Annotated in this window: 20 protein-coding genes and 1 pseudogene; 8 read left to right on the top strand and 13 right to left on the bottom strand. The window is 72.2% G+C overall.

Going from position 1 to position 25603, the window contains the following annotated elements:
- Window positions 1-61 precede the first annotated feature (61 nt).
- A complete protein-coding gene (locus RI138_RS29440) occupies window positions 62-2509 on the top strand; it encodes a Tex family protein (RefSeq protein WP_311122326.1) in 2448 nt (815 codons plus the stop codon).
- A gap of 165 nt (window positions 2510-2674) precedes the next feature.
- Here RI138_RS29440 and RI138_RS29435 read toward each other — a convergent pair whose 3' ends face one another.
- Complete coding sequence (locus tag RI138_RS29435; protein ID WP_311122325.1) at window positions 2675-4312, bottom strand: ABC-F family ATP-binding cassette domain-containing protein; 1638 nt, start codon at window positions 4310-4312, stop codon at window positions 2675-2677.
- Window positions 4313-4422: 110 nt separating this feature from the next.
- On the opposite strand from RI138_RS29435, the gene RI138_RS29430 reads away from it, so the two are divergent.
- Window positions 4423-5346: an FAD-dependent oxidoreductase gene (locus tag RI138_RS29430; RefSeq protein ID WP_398863984.1), complete on the top strand. Its 924-nt coding sequence runs from the start codon at window positions 4423-4425 to the stop codon at window positions 5344-5346.
- Window positions 5347-5524: 178 nt separating this feature from the next.
- Here RI138_RS29430 and RI138_RS29425 read toward each other — a convergent pair whose 3' ends face one another.
- Window positions 5525-7291, bottom strand: a complete 1767-nt coding sequence (locus RI138_RS29425; RefSeq protein WP_311122323.1) for a BCCT family transporter — start codon at window positions 7289-7291, stop codon at window positions 5525-5527.
- 73 nt (window positions 7292-7364) lie between these two features.
- Window positions 7365-8750 (bottom strand): M14 family metallopeptidase, encoded by a 1386-nt coding sequence (locus RI138_RS29420; protein WP_311122322.1) that lies wholly within the window; start codon window positions 8748-8750, stop codon window positions 7365-7367.
- A gap of 257 nt (window positions 8751-9007) precedes the next feature.
- Here RI138_RS29420 and RI138_RS29415 point away from each other — a divergent pair.
- Window positions 9008-9199: pseudogene (locus RI138_RS29415) on the top strand (M1 family peptidase); the annotation flags it as partial.
- Window positions 9200-9218: 19 nt separating this feature from the next.
- On the opposite strand, the gene RI138_RS29410 reads toward RI138_RS29415, so the two are convergent.
- Window positions 9219-10094: an oxygenase MpaB family protein gene (locus RI138_RS29410; protein WP_311122321.1), complete on the bottom strand. Its 876-nt coding sequence runs from the start codon at window positions 10092-10094 to the stop codon at window positions 9219-9221.
- Between the two features lie 114 nt (window positions 10095-10208).
- Window positions 10209-10685, bottom strand: coding sequence for a macro domain-containing protein (locus tag RI138_RS29405; protein ID WP_311122320.1), 477 nt, complete (start codon window positions 10683-10685; stop codon window positions 10209-10211).
- A gap of 131 nt (window positions 10686-10816) precedes the next feature.
- On the opposite strand from RI138_RS29405, the gene RI138_RS29400 reads away from it, so the two are divergent.
- On the top strand, window positions 10817-11548 hold the full coding sequence (locus tag RI138_RS29400) for a MerR family transcriptional regulator (RefSeq protein WP_311122319.1): 732 nt from the start codon (window positions 10817-10819) through the stop codon (window positions 11546-11548).
- Window positions 11549-11584: 36 nt separating this feature from the next.
- Here RI138_RS29400 and RI138_RS29395 read toward each other — a convergent pair whose 3' ends face one another.
- From RI138_RS29395 to RI138_RS29380, 4 genes are all read right to left on the bottom strand, one after another.
- The gene (locus RI138_RS29395; RefSeq protein ID WP_311122318.1) at window positions 11585-13756 is read right to left on the bottom strand and encodes a 3-hydroxyacyl-CoA dehydrogenase NAD-binding domain-containing protein; all 2172 of its coding nucleotides are present in this window, start codon (window positions 13754-13756) and stop codon (window positions 11585-11587) included.
- Between the two features lie 44 nt (window positions 13757-13800).
- Window positions 13801-15015, bottom strand: a complete 1215-nt coding sequence (locus RI138_RS29390) for an acetyl-CoA C-acetyltransferase (protein WP_096629438.1) — start codon at window positions 15013-15015, stop codon at window positions 13801-13803.
- Between the two features lie 78 nt (window positions 15016-15093).
- Entirely contained in the window at window positions 15094-16236 is a 1143-nt protein-coding gene (locus RI138_RS29385) for an acyl-CoA dehydrogenase family protein (protein ID WP_311122317.1), read from the bottom strand.
- 26 nt (window positions 16237-16262) lie between these two features.
- Window positions 16263-17390, bottom strand: a complete 1128-nt coding sequence (locus RI138_RS29380; RefSeq protein ID WP_311122316.1) for a CaiB/BaiF CoA transferase family protein — start codon at window positions 17388-17390, stop codon at window positions 16263-16265.
- 211 nt (window positions 17391-17601) lie between these two features.
- Between RI138_RS29380 and RI138_RS29375 the strand changes: the two genes are divergently transcribed.
- Window positions 17602-18792: a saccharopine dehydrogenase family protein gene (locus tag RI138_RS29375; protein WP_311122315.1), complete on the top strand. Its 1191-nt coding sequence runs from the start codon at window positions 17602-17604 to the stop codon at window positions 18790-18792.
- A gap of 301 nt (window positions 18793-19093) precedes the next feature.
- On the opposite strand, the gene RI138_RS29370 is transcribed toward RI138_RS29375, so the two are convergent.
- Window positions 19094-19630 (bottom strand): class I SAM-dependent methyltransferase, encoded by a 537-nt coding sequence (locus tag RI138_RS29370; protein WP_398864385.1) that lies wholly within the window; start codon window positions 19628-19630, stop codon window positions 19094-19096.
- A gap of 29 nt (window positions 19631-19659) precedes the next feature.
- Window positions 19660-20346, bottom strand: a complete 687-nt coding sequence (locus RI138_RS29365) for an endonuclease V (RefSeq protein WP_096629431.1) — start codon at window positions 20344-20346, stop codon at window positions 19660-19662.
- Window positions 20347-20439: 93 nt separating this feature from the next.
- Here RI138_RS29365 and RI138_RS29360 point away from each other — a divergent pair, with 93 nt between their 5' ends.
- Window positions 20440-20727, top strand: a complete 288-nt coding sequence (locus tag RI138_RS29360) for a YciI family protein (RefSeq protein ID WP_311122314.1) — start codon at window positions 20440-20442, stop codon at window positions 20725-20727.
- 22 nt (window positions 20728-20749) lie between these two features.
- Here the strand turns inward: RI138_RS29360 and RI138_RS29355 are convergent, their stop codons facing one another.
- Complete coding sequence (locus RI138_RS29355) at window positions 20750-21535, bottom strand: response regulator transcription factor (protein WP_311122313.1); 786 nt, start codon at window positions 21533-21535, stop codon at window positions 20750-20752.
- On the bottom strand, window positions 21532-22953 hold the full coding sequence (locus RI138_RS29350) for a sensor histidine kinase (protein ID WP_311122312.1): 1422 nt from the start codon (window positions 22951-22953) through the stop codon (window positions 21532-21534). Before RI138_RS29350 ends, RI138_RS29355 begins: the two co-directional genes overlap by 4 nt.
- A gap of 123 nt (window positions 22954-23076) precedes the next feature.
- Here RI138_RS29350 and RI138_RS29345 point away from each other — a divergent pair, with 123 nt between their 5' ends.
- The gene (locus RI138_RS29345; RefSeq protein WP_311122311.1) at window positions 23077-23862 is read left to right on the top strand and encodes an ABC transporter ATP-binding protein; all 786 of its coding nucleotides are present in this window, start codon (window positions 23077-23079) and stop codon (window positions 23860-23862) included.
- Window positions 23847-25568 carry a hypothetical protein gene (locus RI138_RS29340; RefSeq protein ID WP_311122310.1) on the top strand — a complete coding sequence of 574 codons (1722 nt, stop codon included), beginning with the start codon at window positions 23847-23849 and terminating at the stop codon, window positions 25566-25568. Before RI138_RS29345 ends, RI138_RS29340 begins: the two co-directional genes overlap by 16 nt.
- Window positions 25569-25603: the final 35 nt, after the last annotated feature.

The raw sequence follows: 25603 nt of genomic DNA, 5'->3' as shown, positions 1-25603 counted from the left end.
TGCTCATCGCATCGCGAGCACGGCCAGCACAGCCAGTACGAGAAGGCGAGTCGGGAAAACCGTGACGACGTCCATCGAAGGCAGGATCGCCGAGGAGCTCGGCGTACGGGAGCGACAGGTCAGGGCGGCGGTCGAACTGCTCGACGGCGGGTCGACCGTGCCGTTCATCGCGCGCTACCGCAAGGAGGCGACCGAGTCCCTCGACGATGCGCAGCTGCGCACGCTGGAGGAGCGGCTGCGCTATCTGCGGGAGCTGGAAGACCGGCGTACGGCGATCCTCGATTCCGTACGCGAGCAGGGCAAGCTCGACGCGGCGCTGGAGGCGAGCATCCGGGCCGCCGAGACGAAGGCGCGCCTGGAGGACATCTATCTGCCGTTCAAGCCGAAGCGGCGGACGAAGGCGCAGATCGCCCGGGAGGCCGGGCTCGAACCGCTGGCGGACGGACTGCTCGGCGATCCGTCGGTCGATCCGCTCGCGGCGGCCGCCGCGTTCGTGGACGGCGAGAAGGGTGTCGCGGACGCCGGGGCCGCGCTGGACGGCGCGCGGGCGATCCTCACCGAGCGGTTCTCCGAGGACGCCGACCTCACCGGCGAACTGCGGGAACGCATGTGGACCCGGGGCCGGTTGGCGGCGAAGGTCCGCGAGGGCCAGGAGGAGGCGGGTGCGAAGTTCGCCGACTACTTCGACTTCGCTGAGCCGTTCACCGCGCTGCCCTCGCACCGGGTGCTCGCGCTGCTGCGCGGCGAGAAGGAGAACGTGCTCGATCTGGTCCTTGAGCCGGAGGAGCCGGAGGCCGCCGAGCGGCCGGGGCCCTCGGCCTACGAGAACATGATCGCCCGCCGCTTCGGGGTGGCCGACCGGGGCCGACCCGGTGACAAGTGGCTGGGCGACACGGTGCGTTGGGCGTGGCGGACCCGGATTCAGGTGCACCTCGGCATCGATCTGCGACTGCGGCTGCGCACGGCGGCGGAGGACGAGGCGGTACGGGTCTTCGCCTCGAACCTGCGCGATCTGCTGCTCGCCGCCCCCGCCGGGACGCGCGCCACGCTGGGACTCGACCCCGGATTCCGCACGGGTGTGAAGGTCGCGGTCGTCGACGCCACCGGCAAGGTGGTGGCCACCGATGTGATCCACCCGCACGTCCCCGCGAACAAGTGGGACCAGGCTCTGGCGAAGCTCGCGCACCTCGCGAAGGAGCACGCGGTCGACCTGATCGCCATCGGCAACGGCACGGCGTCCCGCGAGACGGACAAGCTGGCCGGTGAACTGATCGACAAGCACCCGGAATTGAAGCTCACCAAGGTGATGGTCTCGGAGGCGGGCGCATCGGTCTACTCCGCCTCCGCCTTCGCCTCGCAGGAACTGCCCGACATGGACGTGTCGTTGCGCGGCGCGGTCTCGATCGCGCGGCGGCTCCAGGACCCGCTGGCCGAGCTGGTGAAGATCGACCCGAAGTCGATCGGTGTCGGCCAGTACCAGCACGACCTGTCCGAGGTGAAGCTGTCGCGTTCGCTGGACGCGGTCGTCGAGGACTGCGTGAACGGCGTCGGTGTGGACGTCAACACCGCGTCCGCACCCCTGCTTTCGCGGGTTTCGGGGATCAGCTCGGGGCTTGCCGAGAACATCGTCGCGCACCGGGACACCAACGGGCCCTTCCGGTCCCGCAAGGCACTCAAGGACGTGGCACGGCTCGGCCCGAAGGCGTACGAGCAGTGTGCGGGCTTCCTGCGGATCCGGGGCGGGGACGATCCGCTGGACGGCTCCAGCGTGCACCCCGAGGCCTACCCGGTGGTGCGGCGGATGGGGAAGACGGCGGGCGGCGAGGTCGCCTCGCTGATCGGCAACACGGAGGCGCTGAGGTCGCTGCGCGCGGCGGACTTCGTGGACGACATGTTCGGCCTGCCCACCGTGACGGACATCCTCAAGGAGCTGGAGAAGCCGGGCCGCGACCCGCGACCCGCCTTCCGCACGGCGACGTTCAAGGAGGGCGTCGAGAAGCTCGGAGACCTGGAGCCCGGCATGGTGCTGGAGGGCGTCGTGACGAACGTGGCGGCGTTCGGCGCGTTCGTGGACATCGGCGTCCACCAGGACGGGCTGGTGCACGTCTCGGCGCTGTCGAAGACCTTCGTGAAGGACCCCCGCGATGTCGTGAAGCCCGGGGACATCGTGAAGGTCAAGGTCATGGACGTCGATGTGCCGCGCAAGCGGATCTCGCTGACGCTGCGGCTGGACGACGAGCCCGGCGCGGGCGGTTCCGGCGGCGGGCAGCAGGGCCGCGGCGAGCGGGGCGGCCGGCCGCCGAAGCAGCGCCAGGGTCAGGGCGGCCAGGGGGCCGGTGGCGGGCAGGGCCGTCAGGGTGGTGGCCGGGACCGGCGCGGCGGTGGCGGCGGCACGTCCCGGCAGGGCCAGGGCGCGTCGTCTCCGGCTCCGGCGAACAGCGCGATGGCGGACGCGCTGCGGCGGGCCGGGCTGGGCGACCCGAAGCAGGGCCGCGGCCAGGGACGCTGAACCTCGGCGGTTCGTGGGGCGGGCCGCGGCGTGCGGCCCGCCCGCACTTCAACCCTTACGGGGGTTGCGTGCGGCCCGCCCGTACCTCAACCGTCGCGGGCTTGCGTGCGCCCCCCGCCGTTACGGGGGGCGTGCGGCCCAGCCCCAGCGCCCCCGTAACTCGGCTCAGACTTCCTTGACCTGACCGCCCGCCACCTCGATGCGGCGCGTCGTACGGACCGCTTCCAGCATCCGGCGGTCGTGCGTGACCAGCAGCAGCGTGCCCGTGTACGTCTCCAGGGCCGCCTCCAACTGCTCGATGGCGGGCAGGTCCAGATGGTTCGTCGGCTCGTCGAGCACCAGCAGATTGACGCCCCGGCCCTGGAGCAGGGCAAGCGCGGCCCGGGTGCGTTCGCCCGGGGAGAGGCTGGTGGCGGGGCGCATCACATGGTCGGCGCGGAGGCCGAACTTGGCGAGGAGCGTGCGCACTTCGGCCGGTTCGGTGTCCGGCACGGCGGCGCAGAAAGCCTCCAGCAGCGTCTGCGCCCCGAGGAACAGCTTGCGGGCCTGGTCCACCTCGCCGACCACGACGCCCGAACCGAGCGCGGCGTGGCCGGAGTCCAGGGGCAGCCGCTCCAACAGGGCGGCGAGCAGGGTGGACTTGCCCGCGCCGTTCGCGCCGGTGATGGCGACCCGGTCCGCCCAGTCGATCTGGAGCGATGCGGGGCCGAAGGCGAAGTCGCCGCGCACCACACGGGCCTCGCGCAGGGTCGCGACGACCGATCCGGAGCGCGGGGCGGAGGCGATCTCCATCCGCAGCTCCCACTCCTTGCGCGGCTCCTCGACGACGTCGAGGCGCTCGATCATGCGCTGGGTCTGCCGGGCCTTCGCGGCCTGCTTCTCGCTGGCCTCGCTGCGGGCGTTGCGGCCGAGCTTGTCGCCGTCGGTGGCCTTGCGGCGGGCGTTCTTGACGCCCTTGTCCATCCAGGAGCGCTGCATGTGACCGCGCGCTTCGAGGGCGGCCTTCTTGTCGGCGTACTCCTCGTAGCCCTCGCGGGCGTGACGGCGGGCGGTCTCCCGCTCCTCCAGGTAGGCCGCGTAGCCACCGCCGTAGAGGTTGATCTGCTGCTGGGCGAGGTCCAGCTCCAGCACCTTGGTGACCGTGCGCATCAGGAACTCGCGGTCGTGGCTGATGACGACGGTGCCCGCTCGCAGACCGGACACGAAGCGTTCCAGGCGCTCCAGACCGTCGAGGTCGAGGTCGTTGGTGGGCTCGTCGAGCAGGAAGACGTCATAGCGGGACAGGAGCAGGGAGGCGAGGCCCGCGCGGGCCGCCTGCCCACCGGAGAGCGCGGTCATGGGCCGGTCGAGGCCGACGCTCAGGCCCAGCTCGGCGGCGACCTGCGCGGCCCGCTCCTCCAGGTCGGCGCCGCCGAGGGCGAGCCAGCGCTCCAGGGAGTCGGCGTACGCGTCGTCCGCGCCCGGAGCACCCGCGACCAGGGCCTCGGTCGCCTCGTCCATGGCGCGCTGAGCGTCGGCGACGCCGGTACGGCGGGCCAGGAACTCGGCCACCGTCTCGCCCTCGCGGCGCTCGGGCTCCTGCGGGAGGTGGCCGACGGTGGCGGTGGGCGGGGAGAGCCGCAGCTCGCCCTCCTCGGGGCGGTCGAGCCCGGCGAGCAGGCGGAGCAGGGAGGATTTACCGGCGCCGTTGACTCCGACGAGACCGATCACGTCACCGGGGGCGACGACGAGGTCGAGCCCGGCGAAGAGCGTGCGGTCGCCGTGTCCGGCGGCGAGGTCCTTGGCGACGAGGGTGGCAGTCATCAGGGTGCCGATCCTAATCGCCGTCGGTCCGTGCCTCTGGCCTCGGGTTTGCGGTTTCGGCTAGCGTCCGGGCAGCGACAGGCGCGTGCTGAGGGACAGGAGTGACCACAGTGACGGATGCGATCGTGGTGGGCGGCGGAGTCGTCGGGCTCACCACCGCTGTGACGCTGGCCGAGCGCGGCCTGCGGGTGCGCCTCTGGTCGCGTGATCCGGCCGGGGCGACGACCTCGGCCGTAGCGGGGGCGCTGTGGTGGCCGTACCGGATCGAGCCTGCGGAGCGGGTCGGCGGCTGGTCGCTGGAAACGCTGGCGGTGTACGAGGAGCTGGCCGCCGTACCGGAGGAGACCGGCGTACGGCGGATGCGGGGGCTGCACAGCGGTGAGCGGTTCGCGGCCCTGGGGACCTGGGCCGCGGAGCTGAAGGACGCTGTGGAGGTGCCCGAGGGGTTGCGGGTGACACTGCCGCTGCTGGACATGCCGGTACACCTGGCGTGGCTGGAACGGCGGCTGGTGGCGGCGGGCGGTGCGGTGGAGCGGCGGGCGGTGTCGGGGTTCGAGGAGGCGGCGGCGCTGGGCTCGGTGGTCGTGAACTGCACGGGGCTGGGGGCGCGCGAGCTGGTGCCGGACGCCGGAGTGTCACCGGTGCGCGGGCAGCTGGTCCTCGTGGAGAACCCGGGCGTCGAGGAGTGGTTCACCCGGGCGGATCCGGCGTCCGCCGCGACGACGTACTTCTTCCCGCAGCCGGGTCGGCTGGTGCTGGGCGGCACGGCCCAGGCGGACGATCCGCGCACGGAGCCTGACCCGGAGACCGCCCGGGAGATCGTGGCGCGGTGTGCCCGGGTCCGCCCGGAGATTGCCGGGGCCCGGGTGCTGGGCCACCGGGTGGGCCTGCGCCCGGTGCGGGAGGCGGGGGTCCGGATCGAGGCGGAGGCGCTGCGGGGTGGCGGCCTGCTGGTCCACAACTACGGGCACGGCGGCGCGGGTGTGACCGTGGCCTGGGGGTGCGCACGGGCGGCGGCGGACCTGGTGGGCTGAGCGGGGGCGGGTGGGGCCCCCGGGGGGGCACAGGGACCGGCACCCCGCCCGGAGCCTTGCCCCCTGCCCCCGAACCCCCGAGTGCCCCGAGCCCCCGGAGCCCGCAGCCGGTGGGCGGTCGCGGGCTCCGGGGGTGGGTTTCGGGGGTGGGTTTCGGGGGTGGGTTTCGGTGCTGTGGTCAGTCGGTGGGGCGCTGCTCCGTGACCGTGGTGCCCGAACCGCCCGACTCGTGCTTGTGGCGCTCGTCGGTGACCGTCGTGGTCCCGGGCCCGATGCGGATCTCGAAGTCGCCGTCGTACCTGGCGTGCCCCTCGATCACCGCGGACTCGACCGCCTCCACACCGAACTCCTGGCGGACGATCTGCGGGTCCTTGCGCAGGTCCCGCATCAGGGCCACGCACATGCCGGCCATCACGATGGTGAAGGGTGCGGCGACCAGGATGGTGAGGTTCTGGAGCCCCTCCAGCGCGTTCTCCTTGCCGTCCCCGATGAGCAGCATGATCGCGGCCACCGCCCCGGTCACGACACCCCAGAAGATGACCACCCACTTGCTCGGTTCCAGGACGCCCTTCTGCGAGAGCGTGCCCATGACGATCGAGGCGGCGTCCGCGCCGGAGACGAAGAAGATGCCGACGAGGATCATCACCAGGAGGCTCGTCAGGGTGGCGATCGGGTACTCATTGAGGACGCCGAACAGCTGCGCCTCCGGAGTGTCGGCACCGGTGAGCTTTCCGGCCTCGTCCAGCTTCATCGCCGAGCCGCCGAAGACGGCGAACCAGATCAGGCTGACCGTGCTGGGCACCAGGATGACACCGCCGACGAACTGACGGATCGTCCGGCCGCGGCTGATCCTGGCGATGAACATACCCACGAAGGGCGTCCAGGAGATCCACCAGGCCCAGTAGAAGACCGTCCAGCTGCCGAGCCAGTCGGCCACGTCACCACCGCCGGTCGCCTCGGTGCGTCCGGCGAGCTGGCCCAGGTCGCTCAGGTACGCGCCGAGGGAGGTGGGCACCAGGTCGAGCACGAAGATCGTGGGACCGGCGACGAAGACGAACAGGACGAGGAGCAGGGCCAGCACCATGTTGATGTTGGACAGCCACTGGATGCCCTTCTCGACGCCGGAGATCGCGGAGGCGACGAAGCCGACGGTCAGGACGGCGATGATCGCGACGAGAAGGCCGGTGCCGGCCTTCTCCAGCCAGTCCAGCTCCTGGATGCCGCTGCCGATCTGGAGCGCGCCGAGCCCCAGGGAGGCCGCCGAGCCGAACAGGGTGGCGAAGATCGCCAGGATGTCGATGACGCGGCCGAAGCCGCCGCGCGCGCGACGCTTGCCGATGAGCGGCTCGAATACCGCGCTGATCGTCTGCCGCCTGCGCATCCGGTAGGCGCTGTAGGCGATGGCGAGCCCGACCACCGCGTAGATGGCCCAGGGGTGCAGCGTCCAGTGGAAGAGCGTGGTGGCCATCGCCGTCTGCATGGCCTCGGCAGAGTCGGCGGGGTCGGTGCCCGGCGGCGGGTTGCGGAAGTGGGCGAGGGGTTCGGCCACGCCCCAGAACATCAGCCCGATGCCCATACCGGCGCTGAACATCATCGCGATCCAGGAGATGGTCCGGAACTCCGGCTCCTCGCCCTCCTGGCCCAGGCTGATCTTTCCGTAACGGCTGATGGCCAGCCACAGGGCGAAGACGACGAAGGCCGACGCGGCCAGTATGAAGGCCCAGCCACCGTTGTGGATCAGCCCGTTGAGCAGCTTGCCGGACGCTCGCTCCAGGGAGTCGGTGGCGGTGGCACCCCAGACGACGAAGGCGAGGGTGAGGACCGCCGTGACACCGAACACCACCCGGTCGGTGGTGGGATTCCTGGTACTGACCGGTTCGGGGGGAAGGTCCGCCGTGACCGACAGCCCCTCCCGCGCGTCCGCTGTCTGGTCGTCCTGGGACACAAAAGGCACCTTTCACCGAGTCTGAAAAACGCTCTCTGTAGGCAGTACCACACCTGCCATGGATCTCGAAGGATCAACAAGCAGTTCCGACTTGACCTTTTACGAGGTGATATGTCGCCCGTTGATCGAGAAGCAGCGGAATCAGGTTCCGAGCCGGCTGACGCAGGGGCACAAACACGCCATCCCCCTCCGGTCGGGCCCTGACACCGTGCAGAGCCAGCCGGTCCTTCACCCGGGCGTACTGGGCCGCGCCGAGCCGGTAGCCGCACGGTGGGTCGGCGATGGTCTCGGCGGGCTCGGCCGGGTCGTTGTCGGCGCCGCCCAGGTAGACGGGCCCCCGGTCGGCGAGTCCGGTCAGCCGCGAGAGGGCGGTGGCCGCCCGGAGCCGCGCGCGCTGCTCCTCGGTGAAGCCGAACAGACCGCCGAGCGCGGTCAGCTGGGAGTGGACCCTGCGGCGCTGGTTGAGCGCCGGATCGGCCTTCTCCGCCTCGCTCAGCGCGTCGACCCGGGACTCGATGAGCAGGCCGACGGCGTGCTTGAGGCCCGAAGCGTTGCGCAGGATGCGTTCCTGGCCGTCGCCCGCGGTCTGCTTGATCGGCTCACCGGTGGCCGGATCGGTCCAGATCCCGTAGTGGCCGCTGCTGTAGCCGTCCGCCGTCGCGGCGGTGCGGACATAGCGCTCGGAGAGGGTCCGGGCGGCGCCGTGGACCCGGTCGTCGACGTTCAGGTTCCGCGGCCAGAGGACGAACAGGTCCTTGTCGTAGTACGGCGGGGTCGCGCCGTACTCGTGCAAGTCATAGATCACGTCCGGCCGTTCGTCGCGCACGACGGCGGCGATGGCCCGCGCCTCCGCGGTCTCCAGGGCGATGTGGTCCCGGTTCACATCGACGCCGTCGGCGTTTCCCCGGGTGTTCGCGGCGCGCCCGTCGGGGTTGGCCGTGGGCAGCACCAGCACGCGCGTGCGGGACAGCAATGCGCGGGTCGCCCGGTCCTCGGCGAAGGCCAGGTCCCGGACCGTGGTCAGGCACGCCTCGCGCCCGGCGGGCTCGTCCCCGTGCTGACTGCAGATCAGCAGCACCGTGGTGGCGGTGGGACGCTCCTGACCGACGCGTACGAGGTGGAGGGAGCGGCCCTCACCGGTCGTGCCGATCCGGTCGAGGGAGACCTGGTCGCTCCCCCGGTCCACCGCCGCGAGGAAGGCCCGCTCCTCCGCATCGCCGGTCCAGCGAGCCCCGTAGCTCGTCTCGAACCCGGTGCGCGGCGGACGGGGCGAGGCCTCTGCGGGTGCGATGGCCAACGGCAGGGCCAGGGCGGCGAGCGCCGCCGCCAGGGCCGTCCGGCGTGTCACGCTCGCACCGCGGCGCGTCGGCGCGCCCCCATGCCGGGCGGGGCCCGGGACGGGCGCGAGCCACGGGTGCGGGCTGAGCATACGGAGTGCGCGAGCGGCGCGAGGGATCATCAGCGGCTGCCTCCCGGGATACGAGGGCGGGCACCGGACGCCCGCCGCCTGTCGGCGTGTGCGGACGTTACCCCGGTCAACTCCCGGGCAACAGGGGGCGATCACTGCCGTCCGTGACGACGGAACGGCGACCGTGTGACAGGGGTACCCGGAAACAGCCCGCCCAGCCGCTGCGGCTGAATAGCCTCGTCATGACATGTCGGACGATCATCTGTTCCGACGAAGTCCCAACCGCGTCCCGACTGTTTGGAGCTTGCGTGCACCGCAGATTCATCGTCCCCAGCGCACTGGCGGCCACCCTTCTGCTGGCGATCCCGGCAGCGGCCTCACCGGGCACCGTGGGCGCCCCGGGTATCGGCGACCCGTACTACCCGGCCAGCGGAAACGGTGGCTACGACGTCTCCCACTACGACCTGCGGCTGAAGTACCAGCCCACGACCGACCTGCTGGGCGTCGGAGCGGCGAAGTTCAGCCGTTCCGACGCCCCCTGGTGGCGTGCGTGGCGCGGGCCGCGCGCGCCATCGGCAGGTACCGCAGCCGCTCGGGGAGCGCGGGGACAACCGCCCGCACCACCGCGCAGAGCCGCCGCAGCCGCTTCTCCTGGACCGCCGTCCACGGCAGACCGATCGCCGCGCGGGCGTCCGGCGGCATGAGCCCGATGGTGACGAACCGCCGGAACCGAGCCAGCGGCGGCAGCAGCGTCGGCCACAGCGCGCGAAGGATCATCCTCAGCGGCCACGGGCCACGGTCCGGCGGGGGCACGGGCTGGTCAACGTCGACCAGCTCCCGCACCACGACCGTCGCCTCGATCTCCTCGGCGAGCATCTTCTCCCAGTACGGCCAGAACTCCTCGATGGTCTGGGGCATGTCCCGGTCGTGGATGCCGAGAATCCGGCCGACCCGGAGCCACTCCGCGTACAGCGCGCGCTCCTGGGCGGGGCTCATCGGCCGGATCAGATAGCGGGCCGCGTGCTGGTAGACGGGAAACCCGGTGGCGTGCACCCAGGCGTAGTTGGCGGGCGTCAGGGCGTGGTAGCGCCGGCCCCGGGTGTCGGTGCCCTGGATGGTGCGGTGCAGTCGGCGCAGCCTGCGGCCTTCCTCGGCGGCCTCCGCTCCGCCGTACACCCAGAGCTGGAGCGAGCGCAGCGAGCGTTCGCCGCGTCCCCACGGGTCCGTACGGAAGACGGAGTGCTCGTCCACGCCCGCGCCGACGGCCGGGTGGGCGACCTGGAGCGTGAGGGCGGCGGGCAGCATCAGCAGGGCGCGGATGTCGCCGGACAGGCTCCAGAGCACACCGCCCGGCGGCGGCGGCTCGGGGTCCCTCTCGTCGTACGCCCTGCTCATCCGGTGCCCCCACGGTCCCGGCGGGCCTGCCGTGTGCTGCCCGCCCCGTCCCTCCATGATCCCTCGCGGACGGGAGAGGGGGTGCGGTGGGGTCCGAGGGCGCCGACGGGCCGGTCAGTCGTGGTCGTACACCGTCACCGCCAGGCCGGCGGATATCAGGCGTCGCTCGATCAGCGGCTCGATCCTGGACCACTTGCCGCCCGCGAGGCCGCAGCCTATACGCGGCATATGGACCGAGGCCCCGAGCTCGCCCGCCCGGACGGCCACCGCGCCCAGGGCCGTGTCGATGGCCTCGTACCGCACGGGCACCCCTTTGCTGCCGGTGCGCATGCCCCGCTGGCCGATCATGTTGGCGACCCAGAGATACGCCCCCGCCTGGACGAACTGCACCGCGCCCAGGCCGAACCCGTTGCCCGCACGCTCCCGGTGCCAGCGGCGGTAGGCGGCCTCCGGCTCGGGCCAGCGGCGGGAGAGGGCGAGGACGAAGCCCTTGCCCCAGCCTCCGAGGTCGTTGCAGACGTGGACGATCAGCTTGACGCCCTTGCCCTGCGGGGCCGTGGCGTCCCCCCGTACGTAAGTGATCTCCGACATGACCTCACCGTACGGCCCGCCACTGACAACGCGGCCGGGGTGGACGCGGTCGCCCCGGTGCCGGAGACTTTCACAGTAGTGGTGAGACAGCAGGACTGTCCGATACGAGGGTTCGACTGCGGGGAGCAGAGATGGCGACGGGGACCGACGAGCCGACGCTCACGGTGGACGAGCTGGCGGCACGCGCCGGTGTCACCGTGCGCACCGTGCGCTTCTACAGCACCCGGGGCCTGCTGCCGCCCCCGGTCATCGGGCCGCGCCGGGTCGGGCACTACGGTCCCGATCACCTCTCCCGGCTCGCGCTGATCGAGGAGCTCCAGCACCAGGGGATGACCCTGGCGGCCATCGAACGGTATCTGGAGCAGCTGCCGCCCGACCTGAGCGCCCACGATCTGGCGATCCACCGGGCGCTGGTGGCGTCCTGGGCTCCGGACAAGACCGAGGACCTGTCCCGGGCCGAGCTGGAGCGGCGGGCCGGGCGGGCGCTGTCGGAGGCCGATGTGGAGCGGCTGGCGGCGATGGGGGTGCTGGTGCGGCCGCCGGAGGAGGGCGGGGCCCACCGGGTGGACCTGGGGCTGCTGCGGCTCGGGGTGGAGTTGCTGGACGTACCGATCGCTCACGAGACGATCCTCGCGGCCCGGACCGTACTGCTGGAGCACACGCGTTCCGCCGCCCAGGCGATGACCCGGCTGTTCCGGGACGAGGTCTGGAATCCCTACCGGGAGCGCGAGGGCGACCCCGAGCATGTGGCTGCGATGAAGTCGCTGTCGGCTCACATGCAACCGATCGTGGTGCAGGCGCTGGTGACGGCGTTTCAGCGGTCGTTGAAAGAGGAGCTGCGGGCCGCGTTCACCGCCGAGTGACGGTGAACGCGGCCCGCGGGCAGCTCACTCGGGCGCTCAGTCGTGGAAGGTCTCGCCCTTCTCCGCCTTCTCCACGAGCAGTGCGGGCGGCAGGAACCGGTCGCCGTAACGCTCGGCGAGTTCCCGGGCGCGGGCCACGAACCCGGGCAGGCCGCCCTCGTAGCCGTTGATGTACTGGAGCACGCCGCCGGTCCACGGCGGGAAGCCGATGCCCATGATGGAGCCGATGTTGGCGTCCGCGACGGAGACGAGGACGTTCTCCTCCAGGCAGCGGACGCTGTCCAGCGCCTCGGAGAAGAGCATCCGCTCCTTCATGTCCTCGAAGGGCACATCGGTGTCCGGCTTGGCGAAGTGCTCGCGCAGTCCGGGCCACAGGCCGACGCGCCTGCCGTCCTCGTCGTAGTCGTAGAAGCCCGCGCCGCCGCTGCGTCCGGGGCGGCCGAACTCGTCGACCATGCGGTCGATGACCGCGTCGGAGGGGTGTCCGGGCCAGGTGCCGCCCGCCTCCTCCACCGCGCGCTTGGTCTCGTCGCGGATCTTACGGGGCAGGGTCAGGGTCAACTCGTCCATCAGAGAAAGGACCTTGGCCGGGTAGCCGGACTGGGCGGCGGCCTGCTCGACGGATGCGGGCTCGACGCCCTCGCCGACCATGGCGACGCCCTCGTTGATGAACTGGCCGATGACGCGCGAGGTGAAGAAGCCGCGCGAGTCGTTGACGACGATCGGCGTCTTCTTGATCCGGCGCACCAGGTCGAAGGCGCGGGCCAGCGCCTCGTCGCCGGTCCGCTCGCCCTTGATGATCTCGACCAGCGGCATCTTGTCGACGGGCGAGAAGAAGTGCAGCCCGATGAAGTCGGCGGGGCGCGCGACGCCTTCGGCGAGGACGGTGATCGGGAGGGTGGAGGTGTTGGAGCAGAGCAGGGCATCGGGTTCGATGACGTCCTGGATCTCCTGGAACACCTTGTGCTTGAGCGCGGTGTCCTCGAAGACGGCCTCGATCACCGCGTCGCAGCCCGCGAGGTCGGCCGCGTCGCCGGTCGGGGTGATCCGGGCCAGCAGCTCGTCGCGCCTGGCCTCCGTCGTACGGCCCCGGGAGAGCGCCTTGGCGAGCAGCTTCTCGCTGTACGCCTTGCCCTTGGCGGCCGCCTCGGTGGAGACGTCCTTGAGGATGACGTCGATCCCGGCCTTGGCGCAGGAGTAGGCGATGCCCGCGCCCATCATCCCGGCGCCGAGGACGGCGACCTTGCGGACCGGGCGCTCGGGGATGTCCTTGGGGCGGTTGGCACCGGAGTTGACGGCCTGGAGGTCGAAGAAGAACGCCTGGATCATGTTCTTGGAGACCTGGCCGGTGACCAGCTCGGTGAAGTACCGGGCCTCGATGGTCAGGGCGGTCTCGAAGTCGACCTGGGAGCCCTCGACGGCCGCCGCCAGGATGTTGCGCGGCGCGGGCATGGGAGCGCCCGCCAGCTGCTTCTTCAAGTTGGCCGGAAACGCGGGCAGGTTGGCGGCGAAACGTGGGTTGGAGGGGGTGCCACCGGGGATCTTGTAGCCCTTGACGTCCCAGGGCTGCTGCGACTCGGGGTTCGCGTCGATGAAGGCACGGGCCTTCGCGAGCATCTCCTCGCGGGTGGCGGCGACTTCGTGGACGAGGCCGTTCTCCAGAGCGCGCCGCGGGGTGTACTGGGTGCCCTGGAGCAGCACCTTGAGCAGCGCGTCGGCGATGCCCATGAGGCGTACGGTGCGGGTGACGCCGCCGCCCGCCGGAAGCAGGCCGAGGGTGACCTCGGGCAGGCCGATGCGGGAGCCGGGGGCGTCGAGGGCGACGCGGTGGTGGGAGGCGAGCGCGATCTCGTAACCCCCGCCGAGGGCCGCCCCGTTGATCGCGGCGACAACGGGCTTGCCGAGGGTCTCGATGCGGCGCAGCGAGCGCTTGATGGCGGTGCCGGTGTCGAAGGCGGCCTGGGCGCTCTCGGGCCCGACCTTGATCATGTCCTTGAGGTCGCCGCCCGCGAAGAAGGTCTTCTTGGCAGAGGTGTAGATGATGCCGCGGATGGAGTCCTTCTCGGCCTCCGCCCGGTCCGCGACGGCGGCGATGGAGTCCTTGAAGGCCTGGTTCATCGTGTTGGCGGACTGGTTGGGGTCGTCGAGGACGAGCGTGACGACGCCGGTCTCGTCCTGTTCCCAGCGGATGGTGGTGCTCTCGGTCATGTCGGTTGTCTTCTCCGTAAGCAGGGGTGGCCGGGGCGGGACGGTCAGATGCGTTCGACGACGGTCGCGACGCCCATGCCGCCGCCGACGCAGAGAGTGACGAGGCCGAACCGCTGGTCGCGGCGCTCCAGTTCGTCGATGACGGTGCCGAGGATCATCGCGCCGGTCGCGCCGAGGGGGTGGCCGAGCGCGATGGCCCCGCCGTTGACGTTGACCTTGTCCAGGGAGAGGCCCATGTCCTTGACGAAGCGCAGGACGACTCCGGCGAAGGCCTCGTTGATCTCGACGAGGTCGATGTCGTCGATCGTGAGACCGGCCTTGGCGAGCGCCTTGCGCGTGGCGGGGGCGGGACCGGTGAGCATGATGGTGGGCTCGGAGCCGGAGACCGCCGCGGAGACGATGCGGGCGCGGGGGGTGAGGCCGTAGCGCTCGCCGACCTCCTTGGAGCCGATGGCGACGAGGGCGGCGCCGTCGACGATGCCGGAGGAGTTGCCGGCGTGGTGGACGTGGTCGATCTTCTCGATCCAGTGGTACTTCTGGAGCGCCACCGCGTCGAACCCGCCCATGTCACCGATGGCGGCGAAGGACGGCTTGAGACCGGCGAGGGAGTCGGCGGTGGTGCCGGGGCGCATGTGCTCGTCGTGGTCGAGGACGAGCAGGCCGTTGCGGTCCTTGACCGGGACGACGGAGCGGGCGAAGCGGCCGTCCTTCCAGGCCGCTGCGGCACGCTCCTGGGAGAGGGCGGCGTACTCGTCGACATCGCGGCGGCTGAAGCCCTCGATGGTGGCGATGAGGTCGGCGCCGATGCCCTGCGGGGCGAAGCCGGTCTCGAAGCTGGTCATCGGGTCCATCGCCCAGGCCCCGCCGTCGGAGCCCATCGGCACCCGGGACATCGACTCGACGCCACCGGCGAGGACCAGGTCCTCCCAGCCCGAACGGACCTTGGCGGCGGCGAGGTTGACGGCCTCCAGGCCCGAGGCACAGAAGCGGTTCTCCTGGACGCCGGCGACGGAGTCGGGCAGCCCGGCCGCGATGGCGGCGATGCGGGCGATGTCGGAGCCCTGGTCGCCGAGCGGGCTGACCACGCCGAGGACGATGTCGTCGATGGCGGCCGGGTCCAGGTCCGGGAAGCGGCCCTGGATCTCGTGGATGAGGCCGACGACCAGGTCGATCGGCTTGGTGCCGTGGAGGGCGCCGTTGGCCTTGCCCCGGCCGCGCGGGGTGCGGATCGCGTCGTAGACGAATGCTTCGGTACTCAAGACAGCTGCCTTTCGAGGGTGGTGGTGAAGAACGGGGGGAGCCAGGAGGGCTCGGGCGCGCGCACGAGGGTCCGAGTGTCAGGCGAGCAGCGAGCGGCCGATGATCTCCTTCATGATCTCGGTCGTTCCGCCGTAGATGGTCTGGATACGGCCGTCGGTGAACGCCTTGGCGACCCTGTACTCGCTCATGTATCCGTAGCCGCCGTGGAGTTGGAGGCAGCGGTCGGCGACGCGCTTCTGGAGTTCGGTGGCCCACCACTTGGCCATGGAGGCGTGGACGGCGTCGAGGACGCCGTCGGAGTGGTCGACGATGCACCGGTCGAGAAAGGTCCGGGTGACGGCGCACTCGGTCGCCATCTCCGCGATCTCGAAGCGGATGTGCTGGAGCTTGGAGAGCGGGCGTCCGAAGGCCTCGCGCTCCTTGACGTACTGGGTGGTGATCTCCAGCAGGTGTTCGGCCGCGGCGATCCCGGCGACCGCTATGCCCATGCGCTCCTGGGCCAGGTTGGTCATCAGATGGATGAACGCGCCGTCGCGCTCACCGAGGAGGTTCTCCTTCGGAACGCGGACGTCGTTGAAGAACAACTCGGCCGTGTCCTGGGACTTCTGGCCGATCTTGTCGAGATTGCGGCCCCGCTCGAAGCCCTCCGCGCCGCGCTCGACGACGATCAGGGAGAGGCCCTTGGCACCGCCCTCGGGGGTGGTCTTCGCGACGACGATCACCAGGTCGGCGAGGATGCCGTTGGAGATGAAGGTCTTGGAGCCGTTGAGCAGCCAGTGGTCGCCCCTGTCCTCGGCGGTGGTGCGGATGCCCTGGAGGTCGGAGCCCGCGCCCGGCTCGGTCATGGCGATGGCGGTGATGGTCTCGCCGCTGCAGAAGCCGGGGAGCCAGCGGCGCTTCTGCTCGTCGGTGGCGAGGCCGGTGAGGTAGGGGCCGATGATGTCGTTGTGCAGGCCGATCGCGAGACCTGCGGCCCCGGCGCGGGTGAACTCCTCGGCGAGGACGGCGCTGTAGCGGAAGTCGGTGGAACCGCCGCCCCCGTACTCCTCGGGGACGGCGAGGCCGAGGAGCCCGGCGCGTCCGGCCGCGAGCCAGGCGTCGCGGGAGACGATGCCGTCCCGCTCCCACTGCTCGTAGTGCGGGAGGACCTCCTTGGCCAGGAAGGCCCGGACGGTCTCGCGGAACGCGTCGTGCTCCTCGGTGAAGATCTGCCGTTGCACGGGGTCTCCTAGGGGTGTCTTGTCGGTCAGGACGGGTCGGGCCGGAGCCCGGGTACGTCCCAGTCGGCGGCGACGGCGGCCGTGTCGGCGCCGGGTTGCGCGGGCCCGCTGCGTACGGAGACGGGGGTGGCCGAGAAGCGCGGGGCGGGGGCGGGCTGGGTGAGGCCGCCGTGCTCTACGAAGGTCGCGCGGGCGGCGAGGTGCGGGTGGTGCGGGGCCTCACGGAGCGAGAGCACAGGGGCCACGCAGGCGTCGCTCCCGTCGAACGCCTCGGTCCACTCGGCCCGCGTACGGGTGCGGAAGCGGTCGGCGACGGCGGTGCGCAGTTCGTCCCAGCGGGTGAGGTCGCCCCGGTCGGGGGCGGTGTCCGCGAGGCCGAGGATTTCGGTGAACTCGGCGTAGAAGCGCTGTTCCAGGGGGCCGACGGCCATGTACTGCCCGTCGGAGGTCTCGTAGGAGCCGTAGAACGGGCAGCCGCCGTCCAGCAGGTTCGTGCCGCGCCGGTCCTGCCAGCCGCCGGCGGCCAGCATGCCGTGGATCATCGTGGCGAGGTGGGCGGCACCGTCGACGATGGCGGCGTCGACGACCTGGCCCTCGCCGTGGGCGCGGGCGTGCTGGAGGGCGGCGAGGACGCCGACGACGAGGTAGAGGGAGCCGCCCGCGTAGTCGCCGACCAGGTTGGCGGGGACGGTGGGCGGCTCGTCCGGCCTGCCGATCATGGAGAGGGTTCCGGTGAGCGCGATGTAGGAGATGTCGTGCCCGGCGCGGTCGGCGAGCGGCCCGTCCTGCCCCCAGCCGGTCATCCGACCGTAGACCAGGCGCGGGTTGCGGGCGAGACAGGCCTCCGGCCCGACGCCGAGGCGTTCGGCGACGCCGGGGCGGTAGCCCTCGACGAGGATGTCGGCGCGCTCGACGAGGTCGAGGACGCGGGCCGCTCCGCCGTCACTCTTGAGGTCGACGAGGACGGAGCGTTTGTTGCGGTTGGTGAGGTCGTAGGCGGGGTCGATGCCGAGCCCCGCGCCACCGGGCCGGTCGACGCGTACGACGTCGGCCCCGAGGTCCGCGAGCAGCATCGCCGCGAACGGTCCGGGGCCGATGCCCGCCAGCTCGACGACACGGACACCGGTCAGCGGGCCGTGCTCGATGCTTGCCATCCGTGAGCCCCCAGTGGTGTGACACAACTGATGTAACACCTGCGATGCTAAGAATGCGCCCGGCTCCGCACAACCCCTTGGCCCGAGCAAGCGCTTAGTTCTTTTCCTTCGCGATCCTCTCGCATCCGCGCCTCCCGGGCACACGCCACCACGGCACCGTCCGCTACCCTCTGCCTGCCACATCGGCACCCGTCCCCCTGCGGAGGTACTTGTGAACAGGCAGAACGACGCGACACGCCCCTTGGACGTCGTCCTTTTCGGTGCCACCGGCTTCGTGGGGACGCTCACGGCCGAGTACCTGGCGGCCCATGCCCCCTCCGGCCTCCGCTGGGCACTGGCGGGCCGCAGCCCGGCCAAGCTGGAGCGGCTGCGGGAACGGCTCACCGCGATCGATCCGGACTGCGCCGGGCTGCCACTGCTGGAGACCGACGCGGACGACGAGAAGGCGCTGGCCGAACTGGCCGCCTCCACACGGGTGGTGGCCACGACGGTGGGCCCGTACATCCGTTACGGCGAGAAGCTCGTGGCCGCCTGCGCCCAGGCCGGGACGGACTACGTGGACCTCACCGGAGAGGCGGAGTTCATCGACCGCACCTACCTCGACCAGGACGCGCGGGCCCGGGAGACCGGGGCGCGTATCGTGCACGCCTGCGGCTTCGACTCCGTCCCGCACGACCTGGGGGCGTACTTCACCGTCCGGCAGCTGCCCGAGGACGTCCCCCTGGCCGTCGACGGCTTCGTCCGCACCAACGCCGTGTTCTCCGGCGGCACGTTCGCCTCGGCGCTGACCGCGATGGGCCGGGGCACGCAGATGGCGGCCGCGGCCCGGGAACGCCGTCTGCACGAGCCGCGCGTGGTGGGCCGCCGCGTCCGCACCCCGCTGGGCACCCCGCACTTCAGCGCCGCCACCGGCGCCTGGGCGCTGCCGCTGCCGACGGTGGACCCGACGATCGTGGGCCGCTCCGCACGCGCCCTGGAGCGGTACGGCCCCGACTTCCGCTACCGCCACTTCGCCTCGGTCAAGACCCTGCCGATGGCCCTCGGCGCTCCGGTGGCCATCAGCGGCCTGGTCGCGGCCGCGCAGGTCGAGGGCGTACGGGAGTGGCTGATGGGCCGTTACGAGCCGGGCCGGGGACCGGACGAGGAGCGCCGCGAGCGGAGCTGGTTCACGATCCGCTTCGTCGGCGAGGGCGGCGGGCGACGGGTCTTCACGGAGGTCTCCGGCGGCGACCCGGGCTACGGCGAGACGGCGAAGATCCTTGCCGAGTCGGCGGTGTGCCTGGCCCTGGACGACCTGCCGGAGACCTCGGGGCAGGTCACCCCGGCCGTGGCGATGGGCGACGCGCTGCTGGAGCGACTGACGGCGGCGGGGCTGCGGTTCCGGGTGGCGGCGGTGCGGTAGGCACTGCCCGGCCGGTGTTGACGACGATCGTGATCAATACACCTGGAACCTGACGTCATACTGCCGTCGTTGCCCGAAGGGCGGGCCACCCGTGGTCCTGGAGTGGGGCGAGCACGGCGTAGTGCCACTCGCGGGCGCCGGACCGGGCCAGACCTTCGCCGATCAGCCGGTCCGACCGCACGGTCAGCTGGGACAGCAGCCTGCTCGCCCGTCGGCTCAGCCTGTCGGACGCCCGGGCTCGACCGCACCCTGAACACGCCCTGACCGGCGGCGAAGGCGCCGCGCATGGACGGCGTTCTCTCTACCGGCGCGCCGCGACGATCACCGAGCTCGTGGGAGTGGTCAGCACTTCCGTGGCGTCCAGGTCCGGGTGGGTGAGGTAGAAGAGGCGGAGTTCGTCCACCTCGCCGAGGAAGCGGGGCGGCCAGTCGGGGGACGGGGTGAAGTCGTCCAGGAGGAGCAGGCCGCCCGGGGCGAGCAGGTCGATCACCTTCTGGGAGTCGTCGCGCTTGCCGCCGCCGTCGCAGAAGAAGACATCGAACGGGGCGTGCTGTTCGAGCAGCCGCCAGTCCCCGGTGAGCACGCTGACGCGTTCGTCGTCCGCGAAGACACCGGCCGCCCGGCGGGCCAGTTCCTCGTCGCGCTCCACGGTGACCAGCCGCGCACCGGTGGCGAGGCCGCTGTGCAGCCAGGCGGTGCCCACTCCGGAGCCGGTGCCGCTCTCGGCGATCACTCCGCGGGGTTTGGCGGCGGCGGTGAGCTTGAGGAGTCTGCCCACTTCGGGGATGCAGCTCTTCGTGAACCCGGCCTCGGTTGCGATGCGTTCGGCGGCGGCCACCCTGGGGGGAACCCCACGTCCGGCCACGGTCAGATCTCCTTGAGGGTCCGGCGGCACAAGGCGTCCGCCCGGCGGGTGGTCTCCGGCTGACGGTAGCGGCCGGAGAGGCGCAGGATGTGGGCGCAGGCGTTGTCCAGGCTGACGCGGTGGCCGACGGAGACGAAGACGGGGTTGGTGTTCTCCTGGGTGCGCAGGGCCCGGCCCACCACCTCCTCGCCGTCCACCAGCGGGGAGGAATCGCCGCGCCGGGGGCCCGGGGCCTCGTAGGTGAAGGTGAACGGGTTCTTGCCGACGCCGATCACCGGCAGTCCGGTGAGCACGCCCAGGTGGCTGGCGAGCCCGAAGCGGCGGGGGTGGGCCAGTCCGTAACCGTCGCAGACGACGAGGCCGGGGCCCTCGCTCAGCCCGTCCAGGGCCTCCAGCACCGTGGGGATCTCCCGGAAGGCCAGCAGCCCGGGGACGTACGGGAAGGTGACCCGGCCGACCGCGGTGGCCTCGTCGACCGTCTCCAGCGTCGCGGCGTCCAGCACGACGGCCGCCGCGACGACGACGTCCTTCTCATCGTCGTAGGCCACGTCCACGCCGGTGACCAGCCCCGTTCCGGGCTCCGGACCCGGCTCGTCCAGGATCACCCGGTCGCGCAGCCGGTCCTGGATCGCCCGGCCCTCGGCTTCGTCGGCGGGGGTCTCATGGGCGGGGGTGGGGGAGGTCGTCATATGCGGCAGCTTATGCGGTGGCGGGCGGGCGTCCGATACGCGGTTCCCGGCGGGCCGGGAACCGTCCCTCGGCCGTCCCGTAGCCTGACGATCATGTTCGTACTCGAATTGACCTACACGGCTCCGGTCGAGCGCGCCGACGCGCTGATGGAGGAGCACATCGCCTGGCTCGACGAGCAGTACGCGGCGGGCGTCTTCATCGCCTCGGGCCGCAAGCACCCCCGGGACGGCGGGGTGATCCTGGCCGTGGGCGACGACCGGGCGGCGATCGAGAGGATCGCGTCGGCCGACCCCTTCGCCGCGCACGGCGTGTGCGCGTACCGGATCACCGAGTTCATCGCGACGAAGACGGCTCCCGAGCTGGCTCATTACCGGCAGTAGGCCGACAGGAGCGCCGACCCGCTCAGGGCCTGCCGGAGGGTGCCGGTTCAGGTCCGGCTCCGTCCCCGGCCCGCCTCGCGTCGTGGGCCAGCAGCGCCAGCTGGATGCGGTTGTCGAGCTCCAGTCTGGCCAGGGCGCTGGACACCGTGGCCTTGACCGTGCCGACGGAGAGGAACAGCCGCTCGGCGATCTCCGCATTCGAGAGGCCCTGGGCCACGGCGTCCGCGGTCTCACGCTCGCGCGGGGACAGCAGAGCGAGCCGCCGGGCCGCCTCGGCCGTCCGTACGTCGGCCCCGCCCCCGGCCGCCGCGTGGTCGATCAGGGCGCGGGCGGCGGAGGGGGAGAGGACAGGTTCGCCGCGGGCCGCGCGGTAGACAGCCTCGACGATCTCCTCGGGGTCGGTGTGCTTGAGGAGATAGCCGGCGGCGCCCGCCCGCATCGCCCGGACCACCAGCCCGTCGGAGTCGAACGTGGTCAGGACGATGACGCGCGGCCCGGGGCCGGGCGGCGCGTCCGGATCGGTGCCGGGGCCTTCGTCCGGTGCGCTCCCGCTGCCGTCGGGCCCTCCGCGCGCGGCCGGCCCCGCCCCCACCGCCGCCGTGAGCTCCTGTGTCGCCGCGATCCCGTCCATCACGGGCATCCGGATGTCCATCAGCACCACGTCCGGCGCGCTGTCCCGCACCGCCCCGGCCACCGCCGCGCCGTCCGCCACCTCGGCGACGACCTCCACTCCGGCCGCCCCGCGCAGCATCAGCCGCAGCCCGGCGCGGACCAGGGCGTCGTCGTCGGCCAGCAGCACCCGAATCATCCGGCTCCCTCGGTGTCATGACGTCGCCATGACGTCGCCATGACTCTCGTTCCACGACCGGCTGTCACGCCGCAGGCCACGGGGCAGGACCACGGTAGCCGGGCCAGCAGCGTGAACACACCGTCCCGGCTGCCGTGTTCAAGGGTCCCGCCGTCCAGCTCCACCCGCTCCCGGAGCCCGGTCAGCCCGGCCCCCGCCCCGGGGATCTCCGCGGCGGTGACCCCGACCGGCAGCGGGCTGGCGACCTCCACGGTCAGTCCGGAGCCCGGGGCTCCGGCGACCCGTACCGTCACCCGGGCGCCCGGGACGTGCTTGCGGGCGTTGGTCAGGCCCTCCTGGATCAGGCGGTACGCGGTGCGCTGGACCTGGGGCCGGGGGAAGGGCGCCCCCTGCCGTACCGCCTCCGTCGCGTCGCCCTCAGTGCGCATGTCGACCTGCTGGCCCGCCGCCCGCGCCTCGTCGAGCAGCCGCGCGATGTCGCCCATCCTCGGCTGCGGGGCCGCCGCGCCGCCGGTTCCCCCGCCGCTCCCCCGGGAGCCGTGCTCGCCCCGTTCGCCGACCCCCTCCTCGGAGTCCGAGCGGAGCACGTACAGCACGTCGCGCAGCTCCTCCAGCGCCTGGTACGCGTTGTCCCTGATGACCTGCGCGGTCTCCGCCATCTCGGTGTCGCTGAGCGCCGGGCCCCGGCCGGCCCGTGCCTGTCTCGTGCGGTAGACCAGCGCCCCTGCGTGCACGGACAGCAGGGAGATCCGGTGGGCCAGGACATCGTGCATCTCCCGGGCGATGGCGGTCCGTTCGGCGCGGCGGCTGTCGGCGAGCCGGCGGGCGTGCTCCGCCCGTTCCCGGTGTGCGTCCCCGTGCAGCTTCAGCACCAGAAGGCGGCGGGCGCGCAGGGCGCTGCCCCAGGAGAAGAAGATCAGGTGGTAGGCGAGGATGAAGGCCGCGACCGTCCACCCGCCCTCGTACGGAACGCTGTAGAGGAGGACGTACGGGGCCGACCCCACGAGGTACAGCGCCAGGATCGGCAGGGCGCGCTGCCAGGGCACACGCAGGCCGAGATTGAGCAGGATCACCATGCCCGCGCCCACGGAGGTGTTGGCGAGCGCGAGGGCGGGGACCCCCACCAGGGCGACGGCCACCGGGTAGCGCCGCCGCCACCAGAGGGCGAGGCAGACGAGAGCGCCGAGCGGGGCGTCCAGCGCCCGGAGCCAGGTCGGCAGGTGCTCGTAGTGGGCGATGCCACGGAGGATCACGAGCCCGCACAGGACCGCCCAGCCGAAGGCCAGGCAGTCGACCGCCCAGTCTCGCGGAGTGCGGCGTGCCGGGCCGGTCCCCGGCGGGGGCACCCGGCCCGCCGCCGCCAGTTCACCGGGCAGCAGCGACCGGGGTACGGGGGGCCGGGTGGTGGGCTCGTTCACCCTCCGAGCCTAAGGGCGCCGCCTGTCGGCCCACCCTGGGCGGCGCGATATGTGGCCGGTCGGCCAGACGTCCTGGCCGACCGGCCGATGGCCGGGGCTGGGGCTGGGGGTCAGGCTGGGGGCATGGGAGAAACGACTGCCGACGTCCTCGGCCCCGGCTTCGAACTGGCCGGTCTGACCAAGCGTTTCAACGGGAGCACGGCGGCCGACGCGGTGACGCTCGCCGTGCCGCGCGGCTGCCTGATGGGGCTCGTCGGACCGAACGGCGCGGGCAAGACCACCTCGCTTTCCATGGCGGTCGGACTGCTGCGCCCCGACGCCGGGACGGCGCGGGTTCTCGGCGTCGACGTGTGGGAGCGGCCCGAGGAAGCGAAGCGGCTGCTGGGGGTGCTGCCCGACGGTCTCGCCCTGCCCGAACGGCTGACCGGCGGCGAACTGCTCACCTACTGGGGGCAACTGCGGGGGCTCGACCGGGAGGTCGTGCGCACCCGGACCGTCGAACTGCTGCGGGTGCTGGAGCTGGAGGAGACGGAGGAGTCCGGCACGCTGGTCATCGAGTACTCCACGGGGATGCGGAAGAAGATCGGTCTGGCCACCGCGTTGCTGCACGCGCCGAAGGTGCTGGTGCTCGACGAGCCCTACGAGGCCGTCGACCCGGTGTCGGCGCGGGTGCTGACCGGGATTCTGCGGAGGTTCGCCGCGGCCGGCGGTTCCGTGATCATCTCCAGCCATGTGATGCCGCTGGTGGAGCAGGTCTGCGAGCGCGTCGCGGTGATCGCGGACGGCCGGGTGCGGGCGGACGGCACGCTGGCGGAGGTGAGCGGCGCGGGGACCCTGGAGGACGCCTTCGTGGCGCTGGTCGGACAGCGCGAGATCGCCGAGGGGGAGCTGGCATGGCTGGATTCCTGACCGGAGCCCGCGAGAGTACGCCGACCGGTTTCCGCTCCACCGTGGAGCCGCTGGTACGGCTGAAGTTCACGATCCTGCGGCACTCGTCCAGCGGGGTGCGGCTGAGCCGGGTGCTGTTCTGGCCCGCGGCCGTCGTCGCCACCTGGGGCGCGGTCCTGCTCGCCGACGGGGCGGACGTCCGGCACGACGTGCTGCTGCTGGTCCTCGCGATCTGGGGAGTGGGCTGGATGCTCGGTCCGGTGCTGGCGTCGGGGGCCGGGGTGCTTCGGCCCGCGTTCTTCTCGCTACTGCCGGTCGGGCGACGGCGGCTGGGCCTGGCGCTGCTGGCCGCGGCCTGTGTCGGATACGGCCCCGCGGTGACCGTGCTGTCGCTCGCCGCCCCGGCCGTGCACGCCGTCGACCTGGGCGGGGTCGCCGCGCTGCCGGTCGCCCTGCTCGCCGTACCGCCGCTGCTGGTGTTCGTGGTGGCGCTGTCCCGGACGGTGTACGCCCTGATGGGCTCGGCCATGGGGTCCCGGCTGGGGGTGACGATGTCGGCCGTGCAGTACGGGCTGCTCATCGCGGGCCTGTTCACCGGGTGGCTGGCCATCTCCAGCACACAGCAGGGCGTGGCGGCGGTCGTACGCGAAGGACTGCCGGGCGAGCGGGCGGCGCGCGTCCTGGAGGTCTTCCCGACCTCATGGCCGGTTCTCGCCGTCGAGGCGGCGGCGGACGGCCGGTGGGCGGTCGCCTTCGGGTGGCTGCTGGGACTGGCGGTGGCCGCCGCCGCGATGGCGGGGGTGTGCACGCTGGTCCTGACCCCCCGCACCCCGGTACGCGCCCCGCGGCGGCGGTTCCGGCCACTGGGCAGCCGGGTGCTGACGGGTCGGCCGGTTCTGCCGACGACCCCGACGGGGGCGGTCGTCGGCAAGGAGCTGCGGCAGTGGTGGCGCGACCCCTGGCGCTCGCTGGAGCTCCAGTGCGGTGCGTGGACCGGCCTGTTCATCGGGGTGATCGGGCTGATCTCCGGGGTGCCGCAGCTCCTGCCGTTCGTCGGGCTCGCGGTGGCGCTGATGGCCGCGCTGACCGCGTGCAACCTGCTGGGGCAGGACGGAACGGCCGTCTGGCTGACGGTGGTCGGGGCGGACCGCGGAACGGTACGCGCGGACATCCGGGGCCGTCAGGCGGCACTGCTGCTGCTCTTCGGCCCGGTGTCGTTCGTCCTGACCGCGGCCTTCACGCTGATCTCGGGGCAGCATCAGTTCTGGGCGCTGGCGCTGGCTCTGCTCCCGGCGGTGCTGGGAAGCGCGGTGGGGGTGGCGGTGCTGCTGTCGGTCGTCGCGGCCACGCCGGGCGTCGACCCCAAGTACCGGGTCGGGCCGAACGACGCCGGGGACGTCTCGTACCAGATCTGGTTCGGCCTGTACGGGACGCTGCTGCCGGTGCTGCCGACAGCCGCCCTGGCCGTGCCCGCCCTGGTGGGCGGCCAGACGGTCCTGGCGTGGGCGGCGGTCCCCCTCGGCCTGCTGAACGGCGCGGCCGTCGCGTGGCTGCTCGGCCGTCTCGCGTACCGGCGGCTGGACGCCCGGCTGCCGGAGACGTTCGTGCGGCTCCGGTACGGCAGGTCCATCGCCTCCCAGCAGCAGCCCGCGGGCAACGGGTTGCTGGACCGGATGGAGCGCGGGGCGGTCAAGGGCAACCAGGAGCGGAAGCCGGTCGGTACGTAGGGGGCACAAGGCCCGCAGGCGGTGGACTCCCGCCC

The sequence above is a fragment of the Streptomyces durocortorensis genome (genome assembly GCF_031760065.1).
Lineage (GTDB): Bacteria > Actinomycetota > Actinomycetes > Streptomycetales > Streptomycetaceae > Streptomyces.
The sequence above is the reverse complement of the archived record's forward strand: the minus strand, read 5'-3'. Positions and strand labels throughout refer to the sequence as shown.

Coding starts and splice junctions, on each gene's coding strand:
- RI138_RS29435 (WP_311122325.1), bottom strand. CDS start 4,312: ATGACTGCCACCCTCGTCGCCAAGGACCTCGCCGCCGGACACGGCGAC.
- RI138_RS29420 (WP_311122322.1), bottom strand. CDS start 8,750: ATGATCCCTCGCGCCGCTCGCGCACTCCGTATGCTCAGCCCGCACCCG.
- RI138_RS29410 (WP_311122321.1), bottom strand. CDS start 10,094: ATGAGCAGGGCGTACGACGAGAGGGACCCCGAGCCGCCGCCGCCGGGC.
- RI138_RS29405 (WP_311122320.1), bottom strand. CDS start 10,685: ATGTCGGAGATCACTTACGTACGGGGGGACGCCACGGCCCCGCAGGGC.
- RI138_RS29400 (WP_311122319.1), top strand. CDS start 10,817: ATGGCGACGGGGACCGACGAGCCGACGCTCACGGTGGACGAGCTGGCG.
- RI138_RS29395 (WP_311122318.1), bottom strand. CDS start 13,756: ATGACCGAGAGCACCACCATCCGCTGGGAACAGGACGAGACCGGCGTC.
- RI138_RS29380 (WP_311122316.1), bottom strand. CDS start 17,390: ATGGCAAGCATCGAGCACGGCCCGCTGACCGGTGTCCGTGTCGTCGAG.
- RI138_RS29365 (WP_096629431.1), bottom strand. CDS start 20,346: ATGACGACCTCCCCCACCCCCGCCCATGAGACCCCCGCCGACGAAGCC.
- RI138_RS29360 (WP_311122314.1), top strand. CDS start 20,440: ATGTTCGTACTCGAATTGACCTACACGGCTCCGGTCGAGCGCGCCGAC.
- RI138_RS29355 (WP_311122313.1), bottom strand. CDS start 21,535: ATGATTCGGGTGCTGCTGGCCGACGACGACGCCCTGGTCCGCGCCGGG.
- RI138_RS29345 (WP_311122311.1), top strand. CDS start 23,077: ATGGGAGAAACGACTGCCGACGTCCTCGGCCCCGGCTTCGAACTGGCC.
- RI138_RS29340 (WP_311122310.1), top strand. CDS start 23,847: ATGGCTGGATTCCTGACCGGAGCCCGCGAGAGTACGCCGACCGGTTTC.